General features: G+C 45.0%; 20 protein-coding genes. 10 read left to right on the forward strand and 10 right to left on the reverse strand.

All coding sequences use genetic code 11. From position 1 onward, the window contains the following. Positions 1–21: 21 nt before the first annotated feature. On the reverse strand, positions 22–609 hold the full coding sequence (locus tag QUB20_RS07610; RefSeq protein WP_333245220.1) for a Uma2 family endonuclease: 588 nt from the start codon (positions 607–609) through the stop codon (positions 22–24). Between the two features lie 288 nt (positions 610–897). On the opposite strand from QUB20_RS07610, the gene QUB20_RS07615 reads away from it, so the two are divergent. After that, on the forward strand, positions 898–1,377 hold the full coding sequence (locus QUB20_RS07615; RefSeq protein WP_333245223.1) for an orange carotenoid protein N-terminal domain-containing protein: 480 nt from the start codon (positions 898–900) through the stop codon (positions 1,375–1,377). A 225-nt stretch (positions 1,378–1,602) separates the two neighbouring features. Here the strand turns inward: QUB20_RS07615 and QUB20_RS07620 are convergent, their stop codons facing one another. From QUB20_RS07620 to QUB20_RS07635, 4 genes are all read right to left on the reverse strand, one after another. Continuing rightward, complete coding sequence (locus QUB20_RS07620) at positions 1,603–2,277, reverse strand: acetoacetate decarboxylase family protein (protein WP_333245226.1); 675 nt, start codon at positions 2,275–2,277, stop codon at positions 1,603–1,605. 419 nt (positions 2,278–2,696) lie between these two features. Next, positions 2,697–4,178 (reverse strand): S-layer homology domain-containing protein, encoded by a 1,482-nt coding sequence (locus tag QUB20_RS07625; protein WP_333245229.1) that lies wholly within the window; start codon positions 4,176–4,178, stop codon positions 2,697–2,699. 161 nt (positions 4,179–4,339) lie between these two features. Continuing rightward, positions 4,340–5,326, reverse strand: a complete 987-nt coding sequence (locus QUB20_RS07630; protein ID WP_333245233.1) for a DUF6263 family protein — start codon at positions 5,324–5,326, stop codon at positions 4,340–4,342. 4 nt (positions 5,327–5,330) lie between these two features. After that, positions 5,331–6,020: a polysaccharide deacetylase family protein gene (locus QUB20_RS07635; protein ID WP_333245236.1), complete on the reverse strand. Its 690-nt coding sequence runs from the start codon at positions 6,018–6,020 to the stop codon at positions 5,331–5,333. A 79-nt stretch (positions 6,021–6,099) separates the two neighbouring features. Here QUB20_RS07635 and QUB20_RS07640 point away from each other — a divergent pair, with 79 nt between their 5' ends. The 7 genes from QUB20_RS07640 (at position 6,100) to QUB20_RS07670 (ending at position 11,201) form a co-directional block, all read left to right on the forward strand. Continuing rightward, positions 6,100–6,393, forward strand: a complete 294-nt coding sequence (locus QUB20_RS07640; RefSeq protein ID WP_333245239.1) for a DUF433 domain-containing protein — start codon at positions 6,100–6,102, stop codon at positions 6,391–6,393. Continuing rightward, the gene (locus QUB20_RS07645) at positions 6,390–6,761 is read left to right on the forward strand and encodes a DUF5615 family PIN-like protein (protein WP_333245242.1); all 372 of its coding nucleotides are present in this window, start codon (positions 6,390–6,392) and stop codon (positions 6,759–6,761) included. The genes QUB20_RS07640 and QUB20_RS07645 overlap by 4 nt, the downstream gene beginning before the upstream one ends. A gap of 174 nt (positions 6,762–6,935) precedes the next feature. Further along, positions 6,936–7,703, forward strand: coding sequence for a ChaB family protein (locus QUB20_RS07650; RefSeq protein ID WP_333245245.1), 768 nt, complete (start codon positions 6,936–6,938; stop codon positions 7,701–7,703). Positions 7,704–8,035: 332 nt separating this feature from the next. Beyond that, positions 8,036–8,194: a rubredoxin gene (gene rd / locus QUB20_RS07655; protein ID WP_333208640.1), complete on the forward strand. Its 159-nt coding sequence runs from the start codon at positions 8,036–8,038 to the stop codon at positions 8,192–8,194. Between the two features lie 24 nt (positions 8,195–8,218). Next, on the forward strand, positions 8,219–9,475 hold the full coding sequence (locus QUB20_RS07660; RefSeq protein ID WP_333245250.1) for an NAD(P)/FAD-dependent oxidoreductase: 1,257 nt from the start codon (positions 8,219–8,221) through the stop codon (positions 9,473–9,475). A gap of 173 nt (positions 9,476–9,648) precedes the next feature. After that, a complete protein-coding gene (locus QUB20_RS07665; protein ID WP_333245252.1) occupies positions 9,649–10,320 on the forward strand; it encodes a hypothetical protein in 672 nt (223 codons plus the stop codon). A 107-nt stretch (positions 10,321–10,427) separates the two neighbouring features. Beyond that, positions 10,428–11,201, forward strand: a complete 774-nt coding sequence (locus QUB20_RS07670) for a class II aldolase/adducin family protein (protein WP_333245255.1) — start codon at positions 10,428–10,430, stop codon at positions 11,199–11,201. Positions 11,202–11,309: 108 nt separating this feature from the next. Here the strand turns inward: QUB20_RS07670 and QUB20_RS07675 are convergent, their stop codons facing one another. From QUB20_RS07675 to QUB20_RS07685, 3 genes are all read right to left on the reverse strand, one after another. Beyond that, on the reverse strand, positions 11,310–12,233 hold the full coding sequence (locus QUB20_RS07675; RefSeq protein ID WP_333245259.1) for an Rpn family recombination-promoting nuclease/putative transposase: 924 nt from the start codon (positions 12,231–12,233) through the stop codon (positions 11,310–11,312). A 41-nt stretch (positions 12,234–12,274) separates the two neighbouring features. Beyond that, positions 12,275–13,021 carry a HEAT repeat domain-containing protein gene (locus QUB20_RS07680; protein WP_333239815.1) on the reverse strand — a complete coding sequence of 249 codons (747 nt, stop codon included), beginning with the start codon at positions 13,019–13,021 and terminating at the stop codon, positions 12,275–12,277. Positions 13,022–13,414: 393 nt separating this feature from the next. Next, the gene (locus QUB20_RS07685) at positions 13,415–13,951 is read right to left on the reverse strand and encodes a GNAT family N-acetyltransferase (protein ID WP_333245262.1); all 537 of its coding nucleotides are present in this window, start codon (positions 13,949–13,951) and stop codon (positions 13,415–13,417) included. 344 nt (positions 13,952–14,295) lie between these two features. Here QUB20_RS07685 and QUB20_RS07695 point away from each other — a divergent pair, with 344 nt between their 5' ends. Then, a complete protein-coding gene (locus QUB20_RS07695; protein ID WP_333245265.1) occupies positions 14,296–15,657 on the forward strand; it encodes a calcium-binding protein in 1,362 nt (453 codons plus the stop codon). A 215-nt stretch (positions 15,658–15,872) separates the two neighbouring features. Further along, the gene (locus tag QUB20_RS07700) at positions 15,873–17,231 is read left to right on the forward strand and encodes a lipase family protein (protein ID WP_333245268.1); all 1,359 of its coding nucleotides are present in this window, start codon (positions 15,873–15,875) and stop codon (positions 17,229–17,231) included. 216 nt (positions 17,232–17,447) lie between these two features. Here the strand turns inward: QUB20_RS07700 and QUB20_RS07705 are convergent, their stop codons facing one another. Both QUB20_RS07705 and QUB20_RS07710 read right to left on the reverse strand, forming a co-directional pair. Continuing rightward, positions 17,448–18,812, reverse strand: a complete 1,365-nt coding sequence (locus QUB20_RS07705) for an MFS transporter (RefSeq protein ID WP_333245271.1) — start codon at positions 18,810–18,812, stop codon at positions 17,448–17,450. 316 nt (positions 18,813–19,128) lie between these two features. Continuing rightward, positions 19,129–21,138 carry an Eco57I restriction-modification methylase domain-containing protein gene (locus tag QUB20_RS07710; RefSeq protein ID WP_333245274.1) on the reverse strand — a complete coding sequence of 670 codons (2,010 nt, stop codon included), beginning with the start codon at positions 21,136–21,138 and terminating at the stop codon, positions 19,129–19,131. Positions 21,139–21,282: the final 144 nt, after the last annotated feature.

Consider the following 21,282-nt stretch of genomic DNA (forward strand, 5'->3'; position numbering starts at 1 on the left):
TGGGAATAATATCAGAGTCCTTCAGGATTCTATAGTTGGCGGAAACACTCTCGATAAATCGAGCGCCAAGTCGTGAAAATAAGGCAGATTAACAGACTCGTTGGGCAGAAAAATCAGCGTCCTGCGATAACCAAATTGGCCAGGGGCATTCTGATACGGCTCGCTGTAACATTCCAAGCAAGTTTGTGATAAATTAAATATCCAATAGTTAGAGATTCCGGCTTCAGCATAAAGGGGGAGCTTAACCTGTTTGTCGTAACTCAAAGAAGAATCTGCAATCTCAATCAGCAACAGTATATCCCCTGGACAGGGGTGAGAGGATAGATAGTCGTCAGGGCGATTTTGTACGATCGCACGATCGGGTTCTGGTTCGCTGTCATCAGGCAGAATAATAGGTTGTTGTCCCCGCAGTGTCGCCCTTTCTCCCAGCAGCTTAAATAACTCGCGTTCCAAGCGTGTCTCGCAAACCGAGTGAGCGGTACCTTTAGCTGCCATTTTCACAAGTTCTCCCTTGATTAACTCAACTCGATCGTCCTCACCAAAGAACCCCAGTTCTGTGAGGCGATGATATTCCGCTATGGTGAAGCGTTTTGCAGTTGCGATCGACATAACAGCCACCTCAATACAGGTCTGTTGCGATTATAGGCGATCGTCGATCGGCTAAACAATGCTAATCATGAGCTTCGCTAACAACAATCTTGTCAAAATTTCCTCATCCTTTGGTTGCAAATTTTCCCAATTTTGGTTAATTTACTCGCCGAACTTATGTCCGGGATCATATCTGCCTTAAGCAAGATTCTAGCATCACTATTTATTAGGTACTTTAACTTAAGTAGCAAACAAAAGTTTTCTCACAAATAAGAAAACTGAGCAATACATATTATTTTGGAGGCTTGAATGACATTTACTACTGCCGGTGCTTACGACCAAGGAAAAGCAGATATTCAGAGCTTGAGTGTAGACGACCAATTAGGTTTGCTGTGGTTTGTTTATACCGAAATGGGCAAGTCAATAACACCAGCGGCTCCCGGTGCTTCCGGTTCCGAAATCGCTCAGGGTTTGTTCGATCAAGTCAAACCGCTGCCCCACGAAGAACAACTACAAGTAATGCGCGACATTGCCTCAAAAGCCAATACTGAAATCAGCCGGATGTACGGCTCAATGAGTCCTGAAACCAAGCTGGCTTTTTGGTATTTCCTAGCAGTAGGAATGGACGAAGGAACTATTATTCCTATGCCTCCCGACTATCAACTTCCCGAAGCAGGAAAAGCTTTATTAGGAAAGGTTCAGGGCATGGACTTCCAACAGCAAATTGATTTCCTTCGCGGTACAATTTTAGAAATGGGTGCTGAAGCCGCTCCGGGGGCTGGCATTTAAAAATAGGACTTACGAAAAAAAACCCGGTTTCTCGGAGAATATTGGGTGTGGCAACGACGCATTTAGGAAGAAACCCGGTTTTTAGCCGTTTGATGCGTAAGTCCTCAAAAAGATTAGTAAGTAGCTCAAACTAATACGCCACGCCAGAAACCCGGCTTCTTCAAGAAACCGGGTTTCTGGCTGTTGTGTTTTTTTAGGTTTACGGCGAAGATCCGCACTTTACAGCTAATAACTGAATTCAACGGCTCTGTTTCCCACAACTTCCGGCGCAGCGACTTTTAAACGCATATCTTCGCAGGCCACTGTTAGCAAGGGCTGACCTAAGTTTAAACTGGCAAAAGGACTTTCTTCTGCCACTTCTAATTCGCCTTTAATCAAACCGATGTGAGACTGTAATCCTCCTTTAAACAACAGCAAATTGCTGCTGTCAGCGCTGAATACATTTCCACTAAAAGGCAGCGGTAAGACTAAGCTTTGCTGGCTGTAATTGAGGCTGCACAGTTGACGGTTTTCTTGGCGAACTGTGACGCGGTAGCCTAGCGGTGCTGCTTTTACCGAAGGGCTACCTTCCCAACTAAATTGAGCTAATTCTTTAGGAAGTCCCCAAATTTCGCGCCCGCCCGCTACCGAGTTAGGATTGTCTACGTAAATATGGGAAATCCAAGCGCCCCATTTTCCTGCATAATTGGCGATCGCGCTAACTACAATTAACTCATTGTACTCCATCACCGAACCCAATCCGTAGGAGGATATATAAATGCCACCTAGGGTTTTTCCTGGCAATAAAGAGACAATTTCTAACTCAGAGGGAACCAAGGGGCGCACTCGTGCCACATCTACTAATTGTAAAGTCTCAACAGCATAACCTTGCAGATGCCAAGGTGCAGGTGGATATACCATTTTCAGTGATTAAATTTATGAGATTTTATCTTTATTTTAGCTTGGCGCTTCAAAAAGCAACAATTTTTGGTATTTATTCACAAGTTGTTAGTAACTGAAATGTTGCACCATTCTCAATAAGCTTTTTATGAACAGGCTTTCCGGCCTGTTCCACAAGAAAATTCACTCTTTGTGGAACACGCATCTTGCCTGTTCTGGAGAATGGGGCAAGATGTGAGTAGTAATTTACTTTATTTAAAAAAATATAATATGTGACGATAAATTTGATGAATAGTTGACTTGGGTTATCTGTTGTATGGGGCGGGTTTAGTAATATTGTTAGTAGGAATTAGATATTATTCGTAAAACCCGCCCCTACAGATTTTATCAGCGTTAATCCGCGTTAATCCGCTTTAATCTGCGGTTAAAAACCTCCAAATCTACTTACTAGCATAGCCCGTACTCACCAAAAACTCCCGCAACTTCCCGAAGAATTGAGTGCGATCGCGTCCTTGATAAACCCTCTCCAACAATTGCCAACCTTCCGCCTCCTGCCCCATGACATACTTGTTCGCCATGAAGGCCGCCAAAACCCCCTTCACCTCCCCATCTTCACTCAAACGCTTGTTAGATTCCAGCCAAAGCTCAGCAGAATTCGTGTATATTTCCACCGGATACTGTTTGCTAACATCTTGCATTTTACCTTGGCGGTACTGCCAAATTTGCAGCGGGAAACGAGAATCAGCGTAATTGGTAAAAGCCTCGGAAAATCTGCCGTCCTGACTCTTAAACTCTGGGATATCATTTTTGCCAAAATCGACAATTTCGTAACTCACATTGCCCCAGAAATGCTTGATATGACTGTATTTGTTAGCTGCCGAGTCGTAGCGGTAAATAAACGAATAATTGCAGCAGCGGGCGCCACTTTTGATTGACACTAAATCTGCCAACACTTCCGGTTCCTTGTCGCCGTCCAAATCACGGATTCGTAGCGATAAAAAACGTCCTTCTGATATTTCTTCGCTGGCTCTTTTGTCGGGATTATCTACTAGAGAGCGAGTCGGAATCAGCACTGGTTCTTCTAATAAAGTTTTACCGTCGCGGATAATTCTGATGCGGAGGTCTTTAGCATTTTCTGCTTCTTTTACGAAAGAAACTTCCGCCCGAACTTTCCCCGCTTCCGAGGTTTCTGTTGTTCTCGGCGGGCCGATATTCGGCGGAACTTGGGCGATATATTCCGAAGGAATTAAGGCAGTTTGGCCGGGTTTGGCGATCGCCTGACAGAAAAAACTTGCTACTTCGGCGCGAGTAGCATTCCGAGTAGGTTCTAGCTGTTTAACAGCCGGATAATTGACTACAAGTTGTTTTTCTGTGGCGGCGGCGATCGCACTTCTAGCCAGTTCGGGAATGTCCCGCGCATCTTCAAAAGTCGCATCCAAAATCTCAGCCGCCGGCCCTGCAGGTGTATATTTTAAGCCGCTGGTTAAAGCTACCAAAACCTGCCAGCGGGTAACATTCAATGTCGGGTTAAAAATACTGCCGCTGTAACCGGACATAAAACCCGTCTGATAAGCTTCTCGAATTGCTTTAAAACCCCAGTAATTTGTGGGAATATCTGCAAAGCTGATCGGAGATCGGACGGTTTGGGCATCTGGAAAAGCCATGCGAACCATGGCCGCAAACTCAGCGCGGCTGACGGGGCGATTCGGGCGAAAAGTGCCGTCTTCGTAATAGCCACTGATAATTTTTTTCTGTGCTAACTCCTCAATGCAAGCTTGCGCCCAATGGTTGTTAACATCCGTAAATTTGGCTTGAGCAAATGCCGGTGCTACATTCATACCGGGAAACACTAAATTCCCGATGATTATCCCCAGGGCTACCAGTAAACCGATGATAGCTTGCCATCTGTGCGATCGAATCATAGAACAGACTCCTCTACTTACAAATTGGCGATCGAAACTTTCGTAAAATTTATATAATATCAGGTATATTAACCCGATTTAATACCAGTTCTTAAAATTTTACCGACAACTAAGGACACGGCAATGCCATGCCCCTAATTTTTCGAGTTGTATAATAAAGCTTACTTCGACTCGAAAGTCATCTCCACGGCCATTGTTGTTGTGATTGTTAATTCTTCAGAACTGCCAGCATTTTTAGCACTCATTTCGCTATTTGAACTAACAGACGCAGTAGACCGAAAAGGGTTTAATCTATCCAAGCGCATTGTGATTGCTCCCCCACCCTCAGAAGTAAAAGATTTTAGGGTTAAGGTAGTTCCCGGAGGCAGTTGGGGAGAGGTAATATTTTGAGGGTTTGCTTGCTGCTCTATACTTACATTCAGAGAGGCAACTCCATCTTGCCAGCTAGCCAATTCATAGGTAGAAATGACATTCATATTGATGCCACTGAAATCAGAGGAAGAAGAAACGCGCCATTTGGCTCCTTTTCCGACTGCTTCGGCAGGCAGCGGCGAGGCAAGTTGCTCTAGAGATTTAGACGTTTGTCTAACCATTTGTTTGAGGTTGTTGTCAGCTCCTTCGGGCAAAATAAAGTTACCTCCTTTATTAAAACCGCGATTGTCCATGATGAAAGAGCCTTTCATTCCGACCATGCTTTTGAGTGCGGAACGCATGGCATCTAGGGCTGCTGGCGGGGTATTTCCAGTATCGCCGATGATATCTGCGTTAGTATAAGCAAACTCGTAGTGAATATCACCGTTGGGATCAATTTTAGTGACTTTTGTCTCGAAAGTCATCACCGATACTGGACTTTTAGCCGCAGGCGAAGAGCGACCCAATGCGGATATTTTCATATCCATTTTTAGGGTCATAACTGTCGTTTCTTTGACATCGATAGCTGGTTTTAAACGCAGTTGCTGTCGGGGTTCCACTCCCGGATTTAGCAGTTCCACTTGCGGGGTTTTTGAGTTGGTGGCAGGCGCGGATACGCCAGGGGATGGCTGCTGAACTAGAAGTGGAGTTTCAGCACTTAGGGAAGCAGGAGAAAGCTCGATCGCCCATCCGGCACTTACCAAGCAAAGAGATGCAATAAACTGTCTTTTTTTCATTAACTTAATTTCCTGTTACTTGAATGTTTGCCTGTTGCCACAGTCGATCGACTGTCACGAATTTGTAACCTTTATACAAAAGCAATGGAATTATTTTATCAGCAGAAGCTGCAACATCTTCACCGCCACAATAGCCGTCGTGCAGTACAATAATTGATCCGTTTTCAGTTTGCTGCACAATGCGACTAATAACTTTCCTCACCCCCGGTCGCACCCAATCTTCTGGGACGACACTCCACATTACAGGACGATATTCCCACTGTTGCAATAACTCTAATGTTCGCGGCGTAAAAATGCCATTGGGCGGGCGCACGTCCAGGATTAAGTTTGGGTCTAAATCGCAAGCTTTGGCAATTGCTTTTTGCGTGTCTTCTAAACTTTGTTTTAGTTCGTGAGTTTTTAGTTTGGGAAACGATATATGCTGATAGCCGTGGAGACCGATCCAGTGTCCGCGCTCGCACACTTCTTTAGCCGTTTCTGGATGCCTGTCCACGCAAAAACCTAGCCAGAAAAAACTAGCTTTGATGTTGTATTTATCTAAAATTTTTAACAGTTGAGGTGTGTGCTGACGGTGCGGCCCGTCGTCAAATGTGAGGGCAATTTCTCGGCTGTTGATATCTCCCGTCCACAGACATCCGGGAAAAGCCGATTTGAGAATGGGATGAACGACAGGAAACAGGGGTGCTAATGGCATTGGTTAATGTTGTTTATTGCGATCGGGTAGAAATGAAGCTGCGTTACAATAGAATAAAGTTAACTCAATCGAGGTAAATATGACAACTGCCGTTGAGATTGGAACGCTAATTGTCCGCACGCCCGGAACTTGCGGCGGCCGCCCGCGAATTGCAGGAACTAGAATTACGGTAGAGAACATTGCTATTGATTTTAATGCGGGATGGACTCCTGAAGTAATTGTTCAAAAGAGAACGCACTTGAATTTAGCACAGGTTTATGCAGCCTTAGCTTACTATTATGCGAACAAAAAGCAAATTGACGCGGAAATAGCAGCAGAAAATGCTGAGTGGGAACGCTTGGAAGCAGACTCTATGGCAGGTAAGCTATCGTGAGTAAGATTCGTTTATATCTGGATGAGGATATTCAGGAACAAGCTCTAATCTTAGCTATGCGAAATTCGGGTGTAGATGTGATAACAACCTCGGAGGCTAACAGGCTGAGTTTTTCAGATGAAGAACAGCTCATTTGGGCAACCGAGCAAGGGCGAGTCGTTTACAGTTTTAATAGGAGAGATTTCAGCCGTTTACACAATATCTGTATTGCAGAAGAGAGAAGTCATACTGGAATCATTCTTGCACAACAGCAGCGGTACTCTGTGGGCGCACAGTTGCGGGGACTTTTGAATTTGATTGCTGCTAAGTCAGCAGAGGAAATGATCGACCAACTGGAGTATCTTGGAACTTATATAAGAGATGAATAAAAATATGAAATAACTTGAGTGAGTGCCGAATACTTAATGGTTTAACTCTTTTGATATAGACTAAATCTAGCCACAGTCGATCGACCTCTATCTCGCGGTTGATGCGATCGCCCTACAGTGTCTTCCTATACTAAAAACTAGCACAAGTAATCTACCTACCATCAAGGAGGAACAATGACCGAGGAATATTTAGCCGAACGAACAGTTTCAGCCGTATTTAAGGAAGAAGAACAATTAGACGGCGTAATTCGGCGGTTGCTCGATCGCGGAGTTTCCCGCGACCACATCTCAGTAATGGGAAAAAACTTTCAATCTAAAACTAAAATTGCCGGCTTTATTACTAAAAAAGATGTGATATTAGGCGGTCTGCGAAGCGGGGCGATTTTTGGTTCATTATTCGGTTCTTTTTTGGGTTTGCTAACAGGCGTCGGTGTCCTGTTTATTCCCTTTGTCGGTGCAGTAGTCTCGGCGGGCCCGCTGGGTGCGGTACTGTTGGGTGCAGCTAGCGGCGCGATCGCAGGTTCGGCCGGTGCGGGTCTAGTTTCCGCTTTAGTCGCTTTGGGAATGCCCGAAGACAAAGCAACTATCTATCAAACCCGCGTTGAAGCAGGCGAATTTCTGGTGATGGCAGAAGTCGCCGCCGACCGTTCGGGCGAATTTCAACTCTTGCTAGAAAGTGCAGGTGGCGAAGAAGTTTCAGTTAGCGAAAAGACGCTGCCGCGCGCCGTCAAAGGTCGCTGCAATAGTCCGGCAGACTTATCTCCAGAAGTGCGATCGCACCTGTCGGAAGCAGCTCAAAAAACCTTTATGGAATCCTACAACGCCGCATTTGATGAAAGCAACGACTCGATACAAGCGGAACACACTGCTTGGGACGCCATTCACCAGCAATACGAAGAAGATGAAAACGGCGTTTGGACTAAGCCTTTAGCGAAAGTCTAGTCTTCCAATCGCAGTAAACTAATAAATAATACAATCAAGCCTCTAGAACTGTGATTCTAGAGGCTTTGACGATTTTAGATTTTAGATTTTAGATTTAAAAATTGTGCAAAACTTAATTCGTAAAGACTTGGAAATTAGCGAAAGTTTCATTACTTTTTGAAAGTGATATACCAATCCTCGCATCATTTGTGAATTTCTTACTCCCTCCCCTTGGTAAGGGGAGGGTTGGGGTGGGGTAAAAAAATTACGACTAATTTAGGATTGCTATATTGCACTAGGTTGCGTTGTCAAGTACAATCTATAAGCTTGCAATATAAAATTGAGTTAAGCAAATGCAAAAATACCTTTGTACAGTTTGCAATTACGTCTACGATCCAGAACTAGGCGACCCCGACGGAGGCATAGCTCCCGGTACACCCTTTGAAGATATCCCCGACGATTGGGTTTGTCCCACTTGCGGGGCGGTAAAATCGGATTTTGAACCAGAATAAGCGAGAAAAAATTTGTCCGATCGAATGCTCAAAATTACAATCATCGGTGGCGGTGCTGCTGGTTTTTTTAGTGCAATTACCTGTGCCAAAACCTACCCGCAGGCCCGCGTCACTTTACTAGAAGCTGGCCGGCAACTCCTGGCAAAAGTTCGCATCTCTGGCGGCGGGCGCTGCAATGTGACTCACGCTTGTTTTGACCCCGGTGTTTTAGTGCAGAATTACCCCAGAGGAGGGAAAGCTCTGCGCGGTGCTTTTACTCGATTTCAACCCCGCGATACTGTAGAATGGTTTGCAGGTCACGGTGTGAAGTTGAAAACAGAAGAAGACGGGCGAATGTTTCCGATCACAGACGATTCGGCGACAATTGTTAACTGTTTGATTCGGGCTGCTGAGGATGCAGGCGTGAAAATTCGCACGGGTGATGCAGTCGTTTCTGTAAAGAAATTAACATTGGAGGGCGGGCACGGGGGCACCGCCCCTACATTTGAAATTGAGTTGAAATCTGGGGAGAAATTGAAGTGCGATCGCATTCTTCTCGCTACAGGCAGCAATCCTTCCGGTTATAAGTGGGCAAAAGAGTTAGGTAATACTGTAGAACTGCCCGTTCCTTCTCTATTTACTTTTAATATTTCCGACAGCAGAATCAAAGATTTAGCCGGAATTTCTGTTCCTAATGCTAAGGTGAAATTGCCGGGAGCTAAATTAGAACAAAGCGGGCCTTTGCTAATTACTCACTGGGGTTTAAGCGGGCCTGCTGTACTCAAACTTTCGGCTTGGGGTGCGAGATTTTTGCACGATCGCCATTATAAAACATCTGTCCTGATTAATTGGCTTCCCCAGTACAATGCGGAAGTTTTGCGACAGCAACTGCTAGCGGTTAAGTCGCAGTTGTCGCACCGATTGATTGTTTCTAGCTGTCCGTTTCCGGTGCCGCGCCGCCTCTGGGAACGCTTGACAAGTTCGATCGGCATTGATGAACAAAAACGCTGGGCCGACTTATCTAACAAAATCCTCGATCGCCTCCTGCAAGAACTCGTTCAAGGCGAATATCAGATTGCAGGAAAAGGCGCATTTAAAGAAGAATTCGTCACCTGCGGCGGTGTCAACCTCAAAGAAGTCGATTTTAAGACAATGGAAAGCCGCCGCTGTCCCGGACTTTTCTTTGCGGGCGAAATCTTGGATATCGACGGCGTGACGGGCGGTTTCAACTTCCAAAGTGCCTGGACTACAGCGTGGTTGGCCGGAAACGCGATCGGCAAACCATCCGATTGTAGATTGTAGATTTTAGATTGGGGAATATTTGCTGTGTAAAGGTTTGGGAGTTGCGATCGCGCGATCGGCTTGCCAATATTAAGTTTTGTGTTATTTTTGAAGGAAGGCGCACCAAATGTGTGTCCACTTCAGCTTGTAGACACAATTCGCAGTTTTGCGTCCTTCAACATCGGGTGAGATACATGAAAAACTTGAATCTAAAAACCCTAAAGTTCGATCGCAACCTTGAGGGCCATCTTGACTCACCTTTCATCGAAAAAAATGGCTTGCTGGAATTCAACCCCAAATTTATCAGTCCCGAATTTTTAACAACCTGGACGTTTGAAACACACCTGTACGACGAACAAGTTGCGATCGACCACTTTGTCATCACATTTCCTAGCCGCACCGAACTAGAAAACTACGCCAAATCTTTTTACCCCTTCGGTGCCAAAACAGTTGAAGGCCCCGACTTGTTCCCGATTAACTTTTGTGCGGAAAACATTAACGTTCCCTCCGACTTGTGGCTGCATTTAATGACTTTATTAATGCCAGCGGGCGGCTTAGTAGTATTAGATGCGCCCCACGCAGCCGGCGACCAAAAAAACCGCTTTCAGCAAGAAAGAGGATTAGAAGCAGTTCACCACGTCGCGATTCGAGTCGAAAACGTGCAGAATGCTGCTAAAATATGGCAAAATAAAAACTTTAAACCGCTATCAGAGCGTCCTCTAGACTACGGCTCATTAACTCAGTGGTTTCTGCAAAACCCCGCCGGACAAATCATCGAATTAATCGATCGCCACCCCGGCAACAACGCCACCTTTGACTGCCAAAATATATCTGGTTTGCGCCTTAGTGAAGTCGCCAGTCAATAGGGCAGGCAAGATGCCTGTCCCACAATTCCAAATTATCTCGTTCCCAGTCTCTGACTGGGAATGCCGATTCGGAGGCTCTGCCTCCTGTCTTTTCACTAATAAAATATATGGTTGCAATAAAAATCCCTAAAGTCACCATTCAACCCCCAACATTCAACTCAGTTGAAGAAGAACGCCGCCACCGAAAACAGCGTTTAGCCGCCGCATTCCGATTATTTGCCCGCTTCGGATTCAGCGAAGGAATTGCCGGACACATCACCGTCCGCGACCCCGAACACCTCGACCATTTCTGGGTCAATTCTTTTGGAATGCACTTTAGTTTAATTCGAGTCAGCGACCTAATTTTAGTCAACCACAAAGGCGAAGTTGTTGAAGGAAATAAACCCGTCAACGAAGCAGCATTTGCCATTCATTCCCAAGTGCACAGCGCCCGCCCCGACGTAATCGCAGCAGCCCACGCTCATTCTCCTTACGGCAAAAGTTGGTCGAGTTTGGGCCGCCTGCTTGACCCGCTGACGCAAGATGCTTGTACATTTTATGAAGACCAAGCTTTATTTGACGATTACACCGGAGTTGTTTTGGAAATCGAAGAAGCTAAACGCATAGCCAAAACTTTAGGTGAGAAAAAAGCCATTATCTTACAAAATCACGGACTGTTAACAGTAGGTCAAACAGTAGATGAAGCGGCTTGGTGGTTTATTACAATGGAACGTTCTTGTCAAGCGCAGTTAATGGCCGAAGCTGCGGGAAAACCCATTCTCATCAAGCCAGAATGTGCGCGTTTAACACAGCAGCAAGTAGGGTCTCACCGCATGGGATGGTTTAGCTTTCAACCGCTTTATGACATGATTGTGCGTCGGGAACCTGACTTATTAGATTAGGAACTAGGCGGTTGAAACCGACTACACAAACACAGTCGGCCTGCGGCGAATCAAGAATGAAGGGGTATTAAAGCCGGATTTAGTATCAGAAGTGAAAAATTTATAAATTCATGCTGACACGGATTCCAGCCAAGCTATCAAATCCTCTTGACTGGTAAAATCTAACAAGATTTCTCCTAAATCATCTAATTGTTCGAGAGATAACTGCTGGATGCGAGTTTGAACTTCTGGTGGGATTTCGCCAGTGCGCCGCGCGATTTGACGCAGAATTAATGCTGTTTGCCCCTCAATTAGACCTTCTTGGCGACCTTCTTGGCGACCTTCTTGCATCCCCTTAATAACAGCACCGCGTTGGTCTTCAAAGAACATTTCCCGCTTTTCTAATGATGCTAACTCGTCAAGGTTTAAGGTAGACCTGTTAGCAATGTTAAAAGCTGTTTGAATTTCGGGTACTGAGGCCAATTTATCCGGTATTTCCTCCAGTTCAGGAGCATTTTTTATAAAATAAATCCAGCTTTGAATCAGATTTTCCACTTGTTCTAATTTTTTGTTAAACTTTGGTAGTTCAACAAAAACTAACTCTATTTCTCTATAATACTCGAAGTTTTCTTCGACTTCTTTAAATACAAAATGTGAGAGAAACTTTTCGGTATTTTCAAACAGGATAAAATCCGTAATTGTGAGAGCGATGAGAGGATTTAATTTTGAGTAGCCTTCTCTGCGTTTGAGTTGAGTGGCGTAGGTTTTGGCTGCATTATATATGACGCGCTTAGTAAAAGCTTCTACATTGATGACCTGCATTTCGATAATTACAGTTTTGTTGCCCGTAATTTTTGCTTTGACATCCAGGTAAGTGTCTTTTAACCCAGTAATGCTCGGTGCGGCGTAGGGATCGATGATTTCTAAGTCTGTAATTGTCGGCTCTGCGTTGTAGATCATAGCATTGAGGAAGCTAATCAAAACTTCTTTGCTCTGGGGCGAAGCAAAGATTTTTTTGAAACCAAAATCTGTCTTAGGGTTGATGAAATTCATAATTGATAATTAGTAAATGGTGTTTTAATGTGATAATTATATCACAAAATTCCTTCCATTTCTAAATCTTCAATTATCTGCAATCCGCGCGGGTCGCCGACTCGCAAAAGTGAAGATTTAGCATCTTCCCTCACGCCCATATCTTCATCTTCTTCTAAAGCTTCAATCAAACCGTCGATCGCCCCAGCGTACACTATATTATTCGGCAATTCTCGCGCCAGTTGCCCGATCGCCCAAGCGCAGTTGCTCCGCACAGCAGATACAGAATCTCCCCGCAGCGTTTGAATCAACGGCGGAATCGCCGCAATCACCACATAGTAACCAACTTTTGCCATTTGACCCAGAGAACTCGCCGCCCACAAACGCACCGCCGAAATATCAGTTCTCAGAGCATCAATTAAAGATGGCAAAGCGCGGTGATCCCTGCAATTTCCCAAGGCCCAAACTACCCCTTTGCGAACGTAACCGTTCCAGTCGCGGTTAAGTTGAAGAATCAGTGGTTCCACAGCATCGGGACTCGGATTTCGCCCCAAAGCATAAGCCGCGCTTACCCGCACCAAGGGGCAACCGTCTCTCAATAAATTAATTAAATGCGAAATTGCTCGATCGTCCTGCAGTTCGCAAAAAGCCCGCGCCGCAATCATCCGGTGCTGAGGTTCCGGGGATGCAAGCATTGGCAGCATTTCATCGGGATCTGGCAGCGGGGGTTCGGATTCGTCAAAATGATCCAAAGGGCTTTCCAGTTCCGTGTCAGTATCAAGGGCGTTGGGGTAGTCGTTATTGTTCATAAAAAAACTTTACCGCACAGAGGATGCTCCTAAGCAACTCAGTCAGCAGTCAGCACTCAGCAGTCAATAATTGTAGGGGGCGCTTGTCAGCAACAGGCTTTCCGGCCTGTTCCACAACAGATAAATTTTCTTGTGGAACAGGCCGGAAAGCCTGTTCCTAAAAGGCTAATTGAGAATGGTGCAACATATGACTTACTACAAACAAATTCCTCTGCTGTCACCTAAGTTTGTAGTGAGGACTTCAGTCCTCATAATTTGGATGAATCAGGACTAAAATCCTTACTACAAACGAATATCTCTGCTGTTACTTAAGTTGGTAGTGAGGACTGAAGTCCTCATAATTGGGATGAATCAGGACTTTAGCCCTGATTCCAAACCAGTAGAAGTCATATTTCAAAGGGATTTGAGCATCGAGACGGAATGACTTTGATAGCCTAATTTTTGATAGAGATTCACCGCAGGCTGATTGCTCAGAAATACTTGCAAACCAATTTGCCGATCGCCCCTTTCCCGCGCCCATTTTTCAGCATGAATAACTAAAGCTGCACCCACTCCGAGACGGCGATGTTCCGGTGCTACGTACAGCAAAAAAATGTGAGCGTAGCGTTCTCCGGTGGTTTGGTCGATCGCATTTCCCAACCACAAACATCCGACAACCGATTGGAGATTTTGGGCTTGAGATTGGGGATTGAGATACTGCGAGGGAAGCGCCGGCAAAATTTCTGCCTCTTCCTGGGTGTTTTTCTGGCACTCTACCCACCAAACCGGCGTCTGGTTAGAAAAATACTGCTCGACAGTTTGAGCCAAATGTCCCAATTCCCCATCCGGGTAAAGCTCTTGGTAAGTCCGGTGCATAAACTTTACCAGTTTTGCCCGATCGAGTCCCGATCCTGAGCGCAGCCGGTAGCCCGGTATTAGTTGAGCAGACATCAGCTCAGCGGACACGGAAAGCTGAATAATTTAGCCCCAAGAAAATTGGATTCACTACTGCCGCTTGCTTTTGGGGGATCGCTTCCTCAATCGGTGCCGGGGCAGCCATGTCACCAGGCAAAAAGATGCGAGCACTGACTGCTACCAGAGCCGCGAAAAATACTAATACCGCTATTAATGGAGCAATGTATTGACGAATGATACCCATAACCGCAAAAACTTAATTCTTGAGTTGATATTATCAAGTGTACCATACAAATCTGGTCAGCTATAATGGCTGCCATTGGACAATTAGCTCAAGAAGAGAGCGATCGCAAATACCAACAAACAGAAAATCTAATATTATGAGTGCCTCGCCTGCTGTTTATGAAGCTCTAGCTAAATCAATTGTTTTTTTGAATCAAAAGCCGAGCGCGCAAAATGAAGTTTCGCGTTTCCTGGATACTAATGGCTACTATATCGATCGCATATTCGACGACCCAGAAACAAACTTTTATGCGATCGGGTTCGGTTCATCCGATCCCGAAAACCCGCCCGCCCTGGTATTTAAAGGTACAGACTTCATCGACGGCGACGCTATCTTTTCCGACTCGCGGGACATTGGTTTACCTGAATTTGAAAAGAACAAAGATAATATCCAAAATTGGCTCACAGAAATCGGTCAAAATACTGGTAAAAACCCCAACAAATTATTGCCCGATGTCATCGGACACAGTTGGGGCGGAGCAATCGCTCAACTTGTAGCAACCGAATACACAACTCTGACCGGCGATATCTTTACTTTCAACTCTCCGGGAGTGTCAGCGAGTACCTTCACCAGTTTTCGGAGAAATCTCAGCAGGGCAGGCAACAAAAATGTCACTCACTACATTGTCAGCGGAGATGTAGTCAGCTTGTTTGGGGAAGCATTTATCCCGGGTAAAGTATTTATCCAAAGTTTTACCGATCCGAGTATTAATCCTTTAACTGTTTTGGCAAAACATCGAACTGAAAATTTGTTAACTACTCCGCCTGTGGGTTTTTTGCAGAGGCAAATTTCCGTAGAACAATTAAACAGTCCTGAGTTTACTTATAACAACGATTCAGATTTTAACGAGTTTATCGGTGCGATGAATTTTGCCCTGCCCAATGTGTCAGTCGCCATCAGAACCAGAGGCGGTGCAGAGAGTGTGAGAACAGCACCACAATTTTCTTTTGTGCAGTTAATCAGAGAAATGCAATACGGTTTAGCTCCCTTACAACCGAATTATTTATTAGGGGACGCTCGCAACAATACTGCTACGGGGGGCCCTGGAGAGGATACAGTTATCGGCAATCGCGGTAACGATACTCTCAGAGGCAATCGAGGTAATGACAGCATCATCGGTGGTGATGGCGACGATTTCTTGTACGGCGGCAGAGATAACGATTATTTGGAGGGTGGCGACGGAAATGATTTGGTTTCCGGCGAGTTTGGCAACGATTTTTTAATTGGTGGTGCGGGGCGCGATCGCTTTGTATTAGAACCCGGTGGCGGAGCAGATGTTATTTTAGATTTTCAAGATGGTGAAGATTTAATTACACTGTCGAGGGGTCTAACTTTTCCTCAAGTTACAGTAACCCAAGGTGTTGACGGAGCTTTAATTAGTATCCCGATTACTGGGGAAATTCTTGCTACTCTCAGAGGCGTAGTTGCCAGCGATATTACGCGGGTAGATTTTGTATAGCTTTAGGGCAAGCAAAATTTGTATTTTTGGTGGCGCGAAACCCGCATGGGTTTGGTAGCGAAATTGTTTTTTTTCATTAAAAAAGGTCAATCACTTTGCCCCTAAAAAGCCCCTAAAAATGACGCATTAATATGGTCAATAAACGAAGTTTATAGTAAACTGAGTTAAGTAGCTTAAAAACTAATTCCCCATCAAACGACAGGAAATAAAAAAATATGCCCTCCTCCCCCGCCGCTTACGAAACTATAGCCAAGCAACTTGTTTACATAGATGACCAGCCCGAGTTTCAAACGTTAGTTCAAACAGGCTTGAGTGCTGCTGGCTACCAAATCGATCGCACCTTTGACGATCCCGGAACTGGATTTCACGCGATCGGCTTAATTTCCACCACCCCAGACAAACCGCCTGTTTTGGTATTTCGTGGCACTGACACGCCCGTAGACGATATTGCCAACGCAGACCCGCGTGGCACCGGTTTCAACCAATTTGAAGCCAACAAACAAGCATTAGGAAATTGGTTGACAGAAATCAGTCAAGATACAGCCAAAAACCCCAGCCGCTTGCCACCAGACATTCTCGGACACAGCTTAGGCGGCGCCATAACGCAACTAGCCGCCACCGAATTTACATCTACTATCGGAGATGTTGTCACCTTCAATTCTCCCGGAGTTGCTCAGAGTACAGTCAATACATTCAAGCAGAAAGTCGGCCCAGGAAAAAATGTAACTCACTACATAGTTAGCGGCGATTTTGTGAGTTTGGGAGGAGAAGCTTTCCTACCGGGAAAAGTAGTTCTTCAAACATTTACTAACCCGATTATCAACCCGCTACTTGTCTTGGAAAAGCACACCCAAAACGGTTTGTTAACTTCTCCTCCTCCCGGCTTGACTCAGACAAAAATCTCTGTAGACCAGTTGAACCGCCCTGATTTCACTTTCACAGATTCCGATTATTTAGAGCTGTTAGCTGGCTTAGACTTTGCACTGCCAACCTTAGCAACATCGCTGGAATCGCGCAGCAGTTTAGAACAATTAAGAACTACTCCGGGAAGCTCCTTTTTAACAAACGTTGTGGCAATGCAAACTGCTCTCGATGTCTCCAAAATTAACAATTTAGTAGGCGACGATGCCAACAATACAGCATCAGGTTTTGCAGGGGAGGATATTATCACTGGCAATGGGGGAAACGACACTCTCAGCGGCAACAAAGGCAACGATATTATCAGCGGTGGCAGCGGCAACGACCTACTATTAGGCGGCAAAGGGGATGACAATTTGAGCGGTGGAGAAGGAGACGATACACTCATTGGCGCAATGGGTGCGGATCTCTTAATTGGTGGCACTGGACGCGACGTATTGGTGTTAGGAGCAGGTGCCGGTACAGATACATTTTTAGACTTTCAAAAAGGTGAAGATTTAATCGGTTTGAGCGGAGGTTTGACCTTCAACCAATTGAGAGTTACTCCAGGCGATTTTATAACGACGATCGAAATTGCCAGTAACGGCGAAGTTCTTGCCAGTATTCCTGGCATTCCAAGTAGTCCGCTAACAGCTAGCGATTTTATTGCGATTTAGTTGGAGGCGGGCAATACAGGTATTCGGTAGGGACACAACATTGTTGTGTCCTTATTTTGTCTTATGAACGCAAGCGCACACAATTTATACTCGTTCGATGATTAAAAACATCAATATTCCAGCAGGGGCAGGTTCACCGAAATCTCGAAAAAAAAGTGCAGACATTGGTAAACCAGCCCCGCCCGAACCTGATAATTATAGCGATCGCACTTGATATTAATCGAAATCGTCCAGTCCAGGCCTGGGCATAGATGCCAATTTTTTCTCATCGTCTAGGGGCAGAAAGAAAATCGTCAGCATACCGGGAATCACAGCCAGCGCGCTCATCAAAAAATAATTTTGATAGCCGAGACTCGCCTGCAAGTAGCCGCTAAAAACGCCCGGAATCAGCACTCCTGCGGCCATAAAAGCCGTTGTAATTGCATAGTGAGATGCTTCGTATTCAGGGCGGACAGTCCGCATCAAGAACACTGTATAGGCAGCTACGCCAAGTCCGTAAGTAAATTGCTCGATCGAGTTTACGGCATAAGCCCATTCAATCCCCGGTTGATTGATAGCCAATAGCCAATAAAGCACGTTAGTCGAATTTTGCAGAATAGCCGTCGGCCACATCCATTTTTTCAATCCTTGTTTTGCAATCAAATAGCCGCCCAGCAACCCTCCTATTAACAGAAACATTACCCCTAAAGTACCGGATAATAAGCCCATATCCGACGTAGAAACTGCTAATCCTCCTTTCTCAACTTTATCCATTAAAAATGGCGGAGCCATTTTAAACGTCAAGGCATCGCCTAACCTAAAAATTAAGACGTAAGCCACAATCCAACCTATTTTATCTTGCTGAAAATAGGTTTTGAATGCTTCGACAAAGCTGGTTGTTTGTTGGGGTGCACCGGATTCTAGATCGTAATTTCTAGGATAGGGAAGATACCACCGCTGAAAAAGATATATCAGCACAAACATAATCGCACAAATACCAAAGGCTGTCGCCCATCCGTAGTTAAGCGCCGACACGCTAAAATCCGAACCGAAAAGTGACAGTGGAATGTTTTGATATATTTTGGTGTCGCCTGTATTTCCAGTGACTAAATGCTGTTCGGCCAGTTTCCCCGCTAAGAACACCAATAAACCGCTACCGGCAATGACAGCACCTCTATAAGCCGTGTTGCGAACCCCGACAAATAGTGCTTGTTGGTCTTTATTGAGAGTGTTTAAATAAAATCCGTCAATGGCGATGTCGTGAGTAGCTGACACAAAGGCGATCGCGGTAAAGATAACAAGCGATATAATAATCGGTGCCGGCGTCAATACACCAAAAGCCAGGAAAGCAAACAGAAAAGCACAAATGATTTCGGTTGTTAAAATCCATTTGCGTTTGGTGGAATACAAATCAACTACCGGGCCCCACAAACCTTTTAAAACCCAGGGAAAAGACAACAGACTTGTCAATCCGATCAATTCGTTGCTGGTTCCCATACCTTTTAAAAAAATCACCGACATTAAATTAACGACGGTGTAAGGGAGACCTTGAGCGAAGTATAATACTGATACCCACAATCCAGCGTTATGCTTTTTTTCCATTGCAGAGATATTTTACCTAGTTACTTATTTGATTTACTGAGTGCGATCGACAATTCCGGTCAATTAAACCGCTTGCATCACAGTATATGTCATTCCCAGGCCAGCGGCTGCCATATAAATAGTGCATTTTAGCATCATTCAGACTCACAAATATTTTCATTTTTGGAATAAGCCTGCAAAAGATGTTCTCCGTTAAAACTTAAATCTTGCACCATTGTCAAGAACAGGCAAGATGCCTGTTCCACAAAGAGTGTATTTCTTGTGGAACAGGCATCTTGCCTGTTCCTAAACAAGTAATTGACAATGGTGCAATATCTCAGTTAAAATGAACGAGGTAAGCGCGAACATTCTTGTCCCAGTCAGAACTCTCATAAGTTCGCAGCATTTCTAAAGCATTTTCTTCTATCTGATATGCAGTTTTTGGACTATTCACCGGACGTTCGGGACTGTCAGGATTAACAACAATTAAACCTGCATCTAGAAACTGATGCACAGTCTGGCGGCGCACAGTTTCCCGCGTATTTGGCGCATACTTTTTACCGTATTGCTGAGCCATAAATTCCATAATTGGTGTGATTCCCCGAAGTGGAGATTTTGCCAATTCCCAAGCATCCTTTGGCTTGAGGTCAAGCAAAGCCAGAAGGGTTAAGGCGGAACGTTCGTTAAGCTGACCTTTTGGAAAACCCAGCGCTGCAAGTATTTCTAGAGATTCATCAATACGGTTCTTGATTGTCATTGGGCTATTTTCTAACGGATTGGGATCGTTCAGCAGTTGTCTCTCGACAAGTCGATCGATCTCCCGCTGTGTAGGAAATATTTCTCCTATTTGAGCGCCAAGTAAAAGTAATTGCTCTCGATTAGGATACTTCAAATTGCGTAAATCCGTAGCATTAACTTGAGTGTGTCCGTTGAACAGTCGGAAAAACGCATCTACCAAACTCGAATTTAGATAAACGGCTAATCCCCGCGCCAGGGTGAGGTCTAATCCGCGTCCCTGTTGGTGAAAGTAATTCAAATGGTTCTCAAAACCAACGCTAGAACTATTAATTTTATTGGCATCCCAAACAACTGCAACAATTCGCTTTTTCTCTTCCTTTGAGGAGAAGCGCTTGCTCAAAACATAATGTTCGTTAGGTACGAGGAGTGCAGCAGTTTTTTCCGTGACAGCTAAAGCTTGATGCTTTCTCGTGGCTGTGGGATATTCAACACCGCCAGCCGAGAAGTGTGCGGGATAAATCAGCGGAACTGTACCGTTCTCAGGTTTTAGCCGCAAGTCAGAGCGAACACGAAAATCTACAACTTTTCCGGTGGAAACTGTTAAGCCTAATTCCTCTAGGGTGCAAGTAAATTGAGCCATTTGCTCGGCTACTTTCTGGCTGACAGAATCCGGTAAAATCCGAATAAATTGCTCGGAATCATTGGGATTAATTAAGGCGGTATAGGGCAGTTGGTGAGATAAAACCAAGTCGTCGCCCGCGCTGCTGCTTGAGGTAATTAGTACAGTATCTGGCTGTTCTATTTGTTTGGTGGCGCGCACAATAATAGTTTCTTGCAGCACGGCATCATCGCGAAATGGCAACTGTCGGGATTCAAAGATGTGTACTTGGCGTAAAGCCATCATTTGAAGGAATACTTTGCGGAAATCTCGAAAGTATAAACCGTTGCAAAAGCTGCGGGGAGTAATCGACACTAATTCACCGTTTGGTTTGAGCAGGTGAGCAGCAGCAACTGTGAATCCAGCGTAGAGATTGCTGGTTTCTAGTCCTATAGAACGCAGCAAGGTTCGGGCTTGGGATTTAGCGTCTATTTTGGCATAGGGAGGATTGATAATTGCATGGGTAAATTCCAGTTTCACTGGTTGTGTAAATAGATTGGGCTGCAACATATCGGCGCTGTCTTGAATAAAATCAATTTCGCGAATCTCACAGGTAAAAGATATCCCAAAGCGCTGACATTCAATGCTGCATAATTCTAAAGTTTGCTTGAGGTATTCAATCAAAATAAGGTCAATTTCATAAGCTGTAACGTGCAGGCTGTGCGGTTTGTTTGGGCGCTGACAAAGCTCGCAAACAACGGCTGCTAACAGGGAACCAATACCAGCCCCGGCATCTAAAAGCGATATATCGGGACAGTTAAATTCAAACATTCCCGCCATCAAACTTGCGACTGAGGAAGGTGTTAAAAATTGTCCCTTTTCTCCTCTCTGGCTTTGCTGCAGCTTTCGGGTTGCTTCTTGGCGCCAGCCATCTACTCGATCGAGTAAATTGCTTGCAGTTGAGTAGCTGTTACCCGGAAGGGCTAGGGTTTGAAAGTGCGGTACTATCATTTGTTCAAAAAGTGCGATCGCCAGTTCAGTGTATTTTCCCCTAAATTTTCACCGATGTGCAAAAAAGTCAAGCGCCTTCGACAATATATAACTTATCCAAAAGTATGTTGACTGTTCATATAGCTAGAGCGGGAGGTCACTAAC

The sequence above is a fragment of the Microcoleus sp. B4-C2 genome (genome assembly GCF_036705265.1).
In the GTDB taxonomy this organism is placed as follows: domain Bacteria; phylum Cyanobacteriota; class Cyanobacteriia; order Cyanobacteriales; family Microcoleaceae; genus Microcoleus.

Bases quoted from the DNA above. Each gene is read 5' to 3' on its own strand.
- QUB20_RS07665 (WP_333245252.1), top strand. From the start codon at position 9,649: ATGAAAAACTTGAATCTAAAAACCCTAAAGTTCGATCGCAACCTTGAG.
- QUB20_RS07650 (WP_333245245.1), top strand. From the start codon at position 6,936: ATGACCGAGGAATATTTAGCCGAACGAACAGTTTCAGCCGTATTTAAG.
- QUB20_RS07615 (WP_333245223.1), top strand. From the start codon at position 898: ATGACATTTACTACTGCCGGTGCTTACGACCAAGGAAAAGCAGATATT.
- QUB20_RS07710 (WP_333245274.1), bottom strand. From the start codon at position 21,138: ATGATAGTACCGCACTTTCAAACCCTAGCCCTTCCGGGTAACAGCTAC.
- QUB20_RS07680 (WP_333239815.1), bottom strand. From the start codon at position 13,021: ATGAACAATAACGACTACCCCAACGCCCTTGATACTGACACGGAACTG.
- QUB20_RS07700 (WP_333245268.1), top strand. From the start codon at position 15,873: ATGCCCTCCTCCCCCGCCGCTTACGAAACTATAGCCAAGCAACTTGTT.
- QUB20_RS07660 (WP_333245250.1), top strand. From the start codon at position 8,219: ATGCTCAAAATTACAATCATCGGTGGCGGTGCTGCTGGTTTTTTTAGT.
- QUB20_RS07610 (WP_333245220.1), bottom strand. From the start codon at position 609: ATGTCGATCGCAACTGCAAAACGCTTCACCATAGCGGAATATCATCGC.
- QUB20_RS07695 (WP_333245265.1), top strand. From the start codon at position 14,296: ATGAGTGCCTCGCCTGCTGTTTATGAAGCTCTAGCTAAATCAATTGTT.
- QUB20_RS07670 (WP_333245255.1), top strand. From the start codon at position 10,428: ATGGTTGCAATAAAAATCCCTAAAGTCACCATTCAACCCCCAACATTC.
- rd (WP_333208640.1), top strand. From the start codon at position 8,036: ATGCAAAAATACCTTTGTACAGTTTGCAATTACGTCTACGATCCAGAA.
- QUB20_RS07705 (WP_333245271.1), bottom strand. From the start codon at position 18,812: ATGGAAAAAAAGCATAACGCTGGATTGTGGGTATCAGTATTATACTTC.
- QUB20_RS07675 (WP_333245259.1), bottom strand. From the start codon at position 12,233: ATGAATTTCATCAACCCTAAGACAGATTTTGGTTTCAAAAAAATCTTT.
- QUB20_RS07630 (WP_333245233.1), bottom strand. From the start codon at position 5,326: ATGAAAAAAAGACAGTTTATTGCATCTCTTTGCTTGGTAAGTGCCGGA.
- QUB20_RS07625 (WP_333245229.1), bottom strand. From the start codon at position 4,178: ATGATTCGATCGCACAGATGGCAAGCTATCATCGGTTTACTGGTAGCC.
- QUB20_RS07620 (WP_333245226.1), bottom strand. From the start codon at position 2,277: ATGGTATATCCACCTGCACCTTGGCATCTGCAAGGTTATGCTGTTGAG.
- QUB20_RS07685 (WP_333245262.1), bottom strand. From the start codon at position 13,951: ATGTCTGCTCAACTAATACCGGGCTACCGGCTGCGCTCAGGATCGGGA.
- QUB20_RS07635 (WP_333245236.1), bottom strand. From the start codon at position 6,020: ATGCCATTAGCACCCCTGTTTCCTGTCGTTCATCCCATTCTCAAATCG.
- QUB20_RS07640 (WP_333245239.1), top strand. From the start codon at position 6,100: ATGACAACTGCCGTTGAGATTGGAACGCTAATTGTCCGCACGCCCGGA.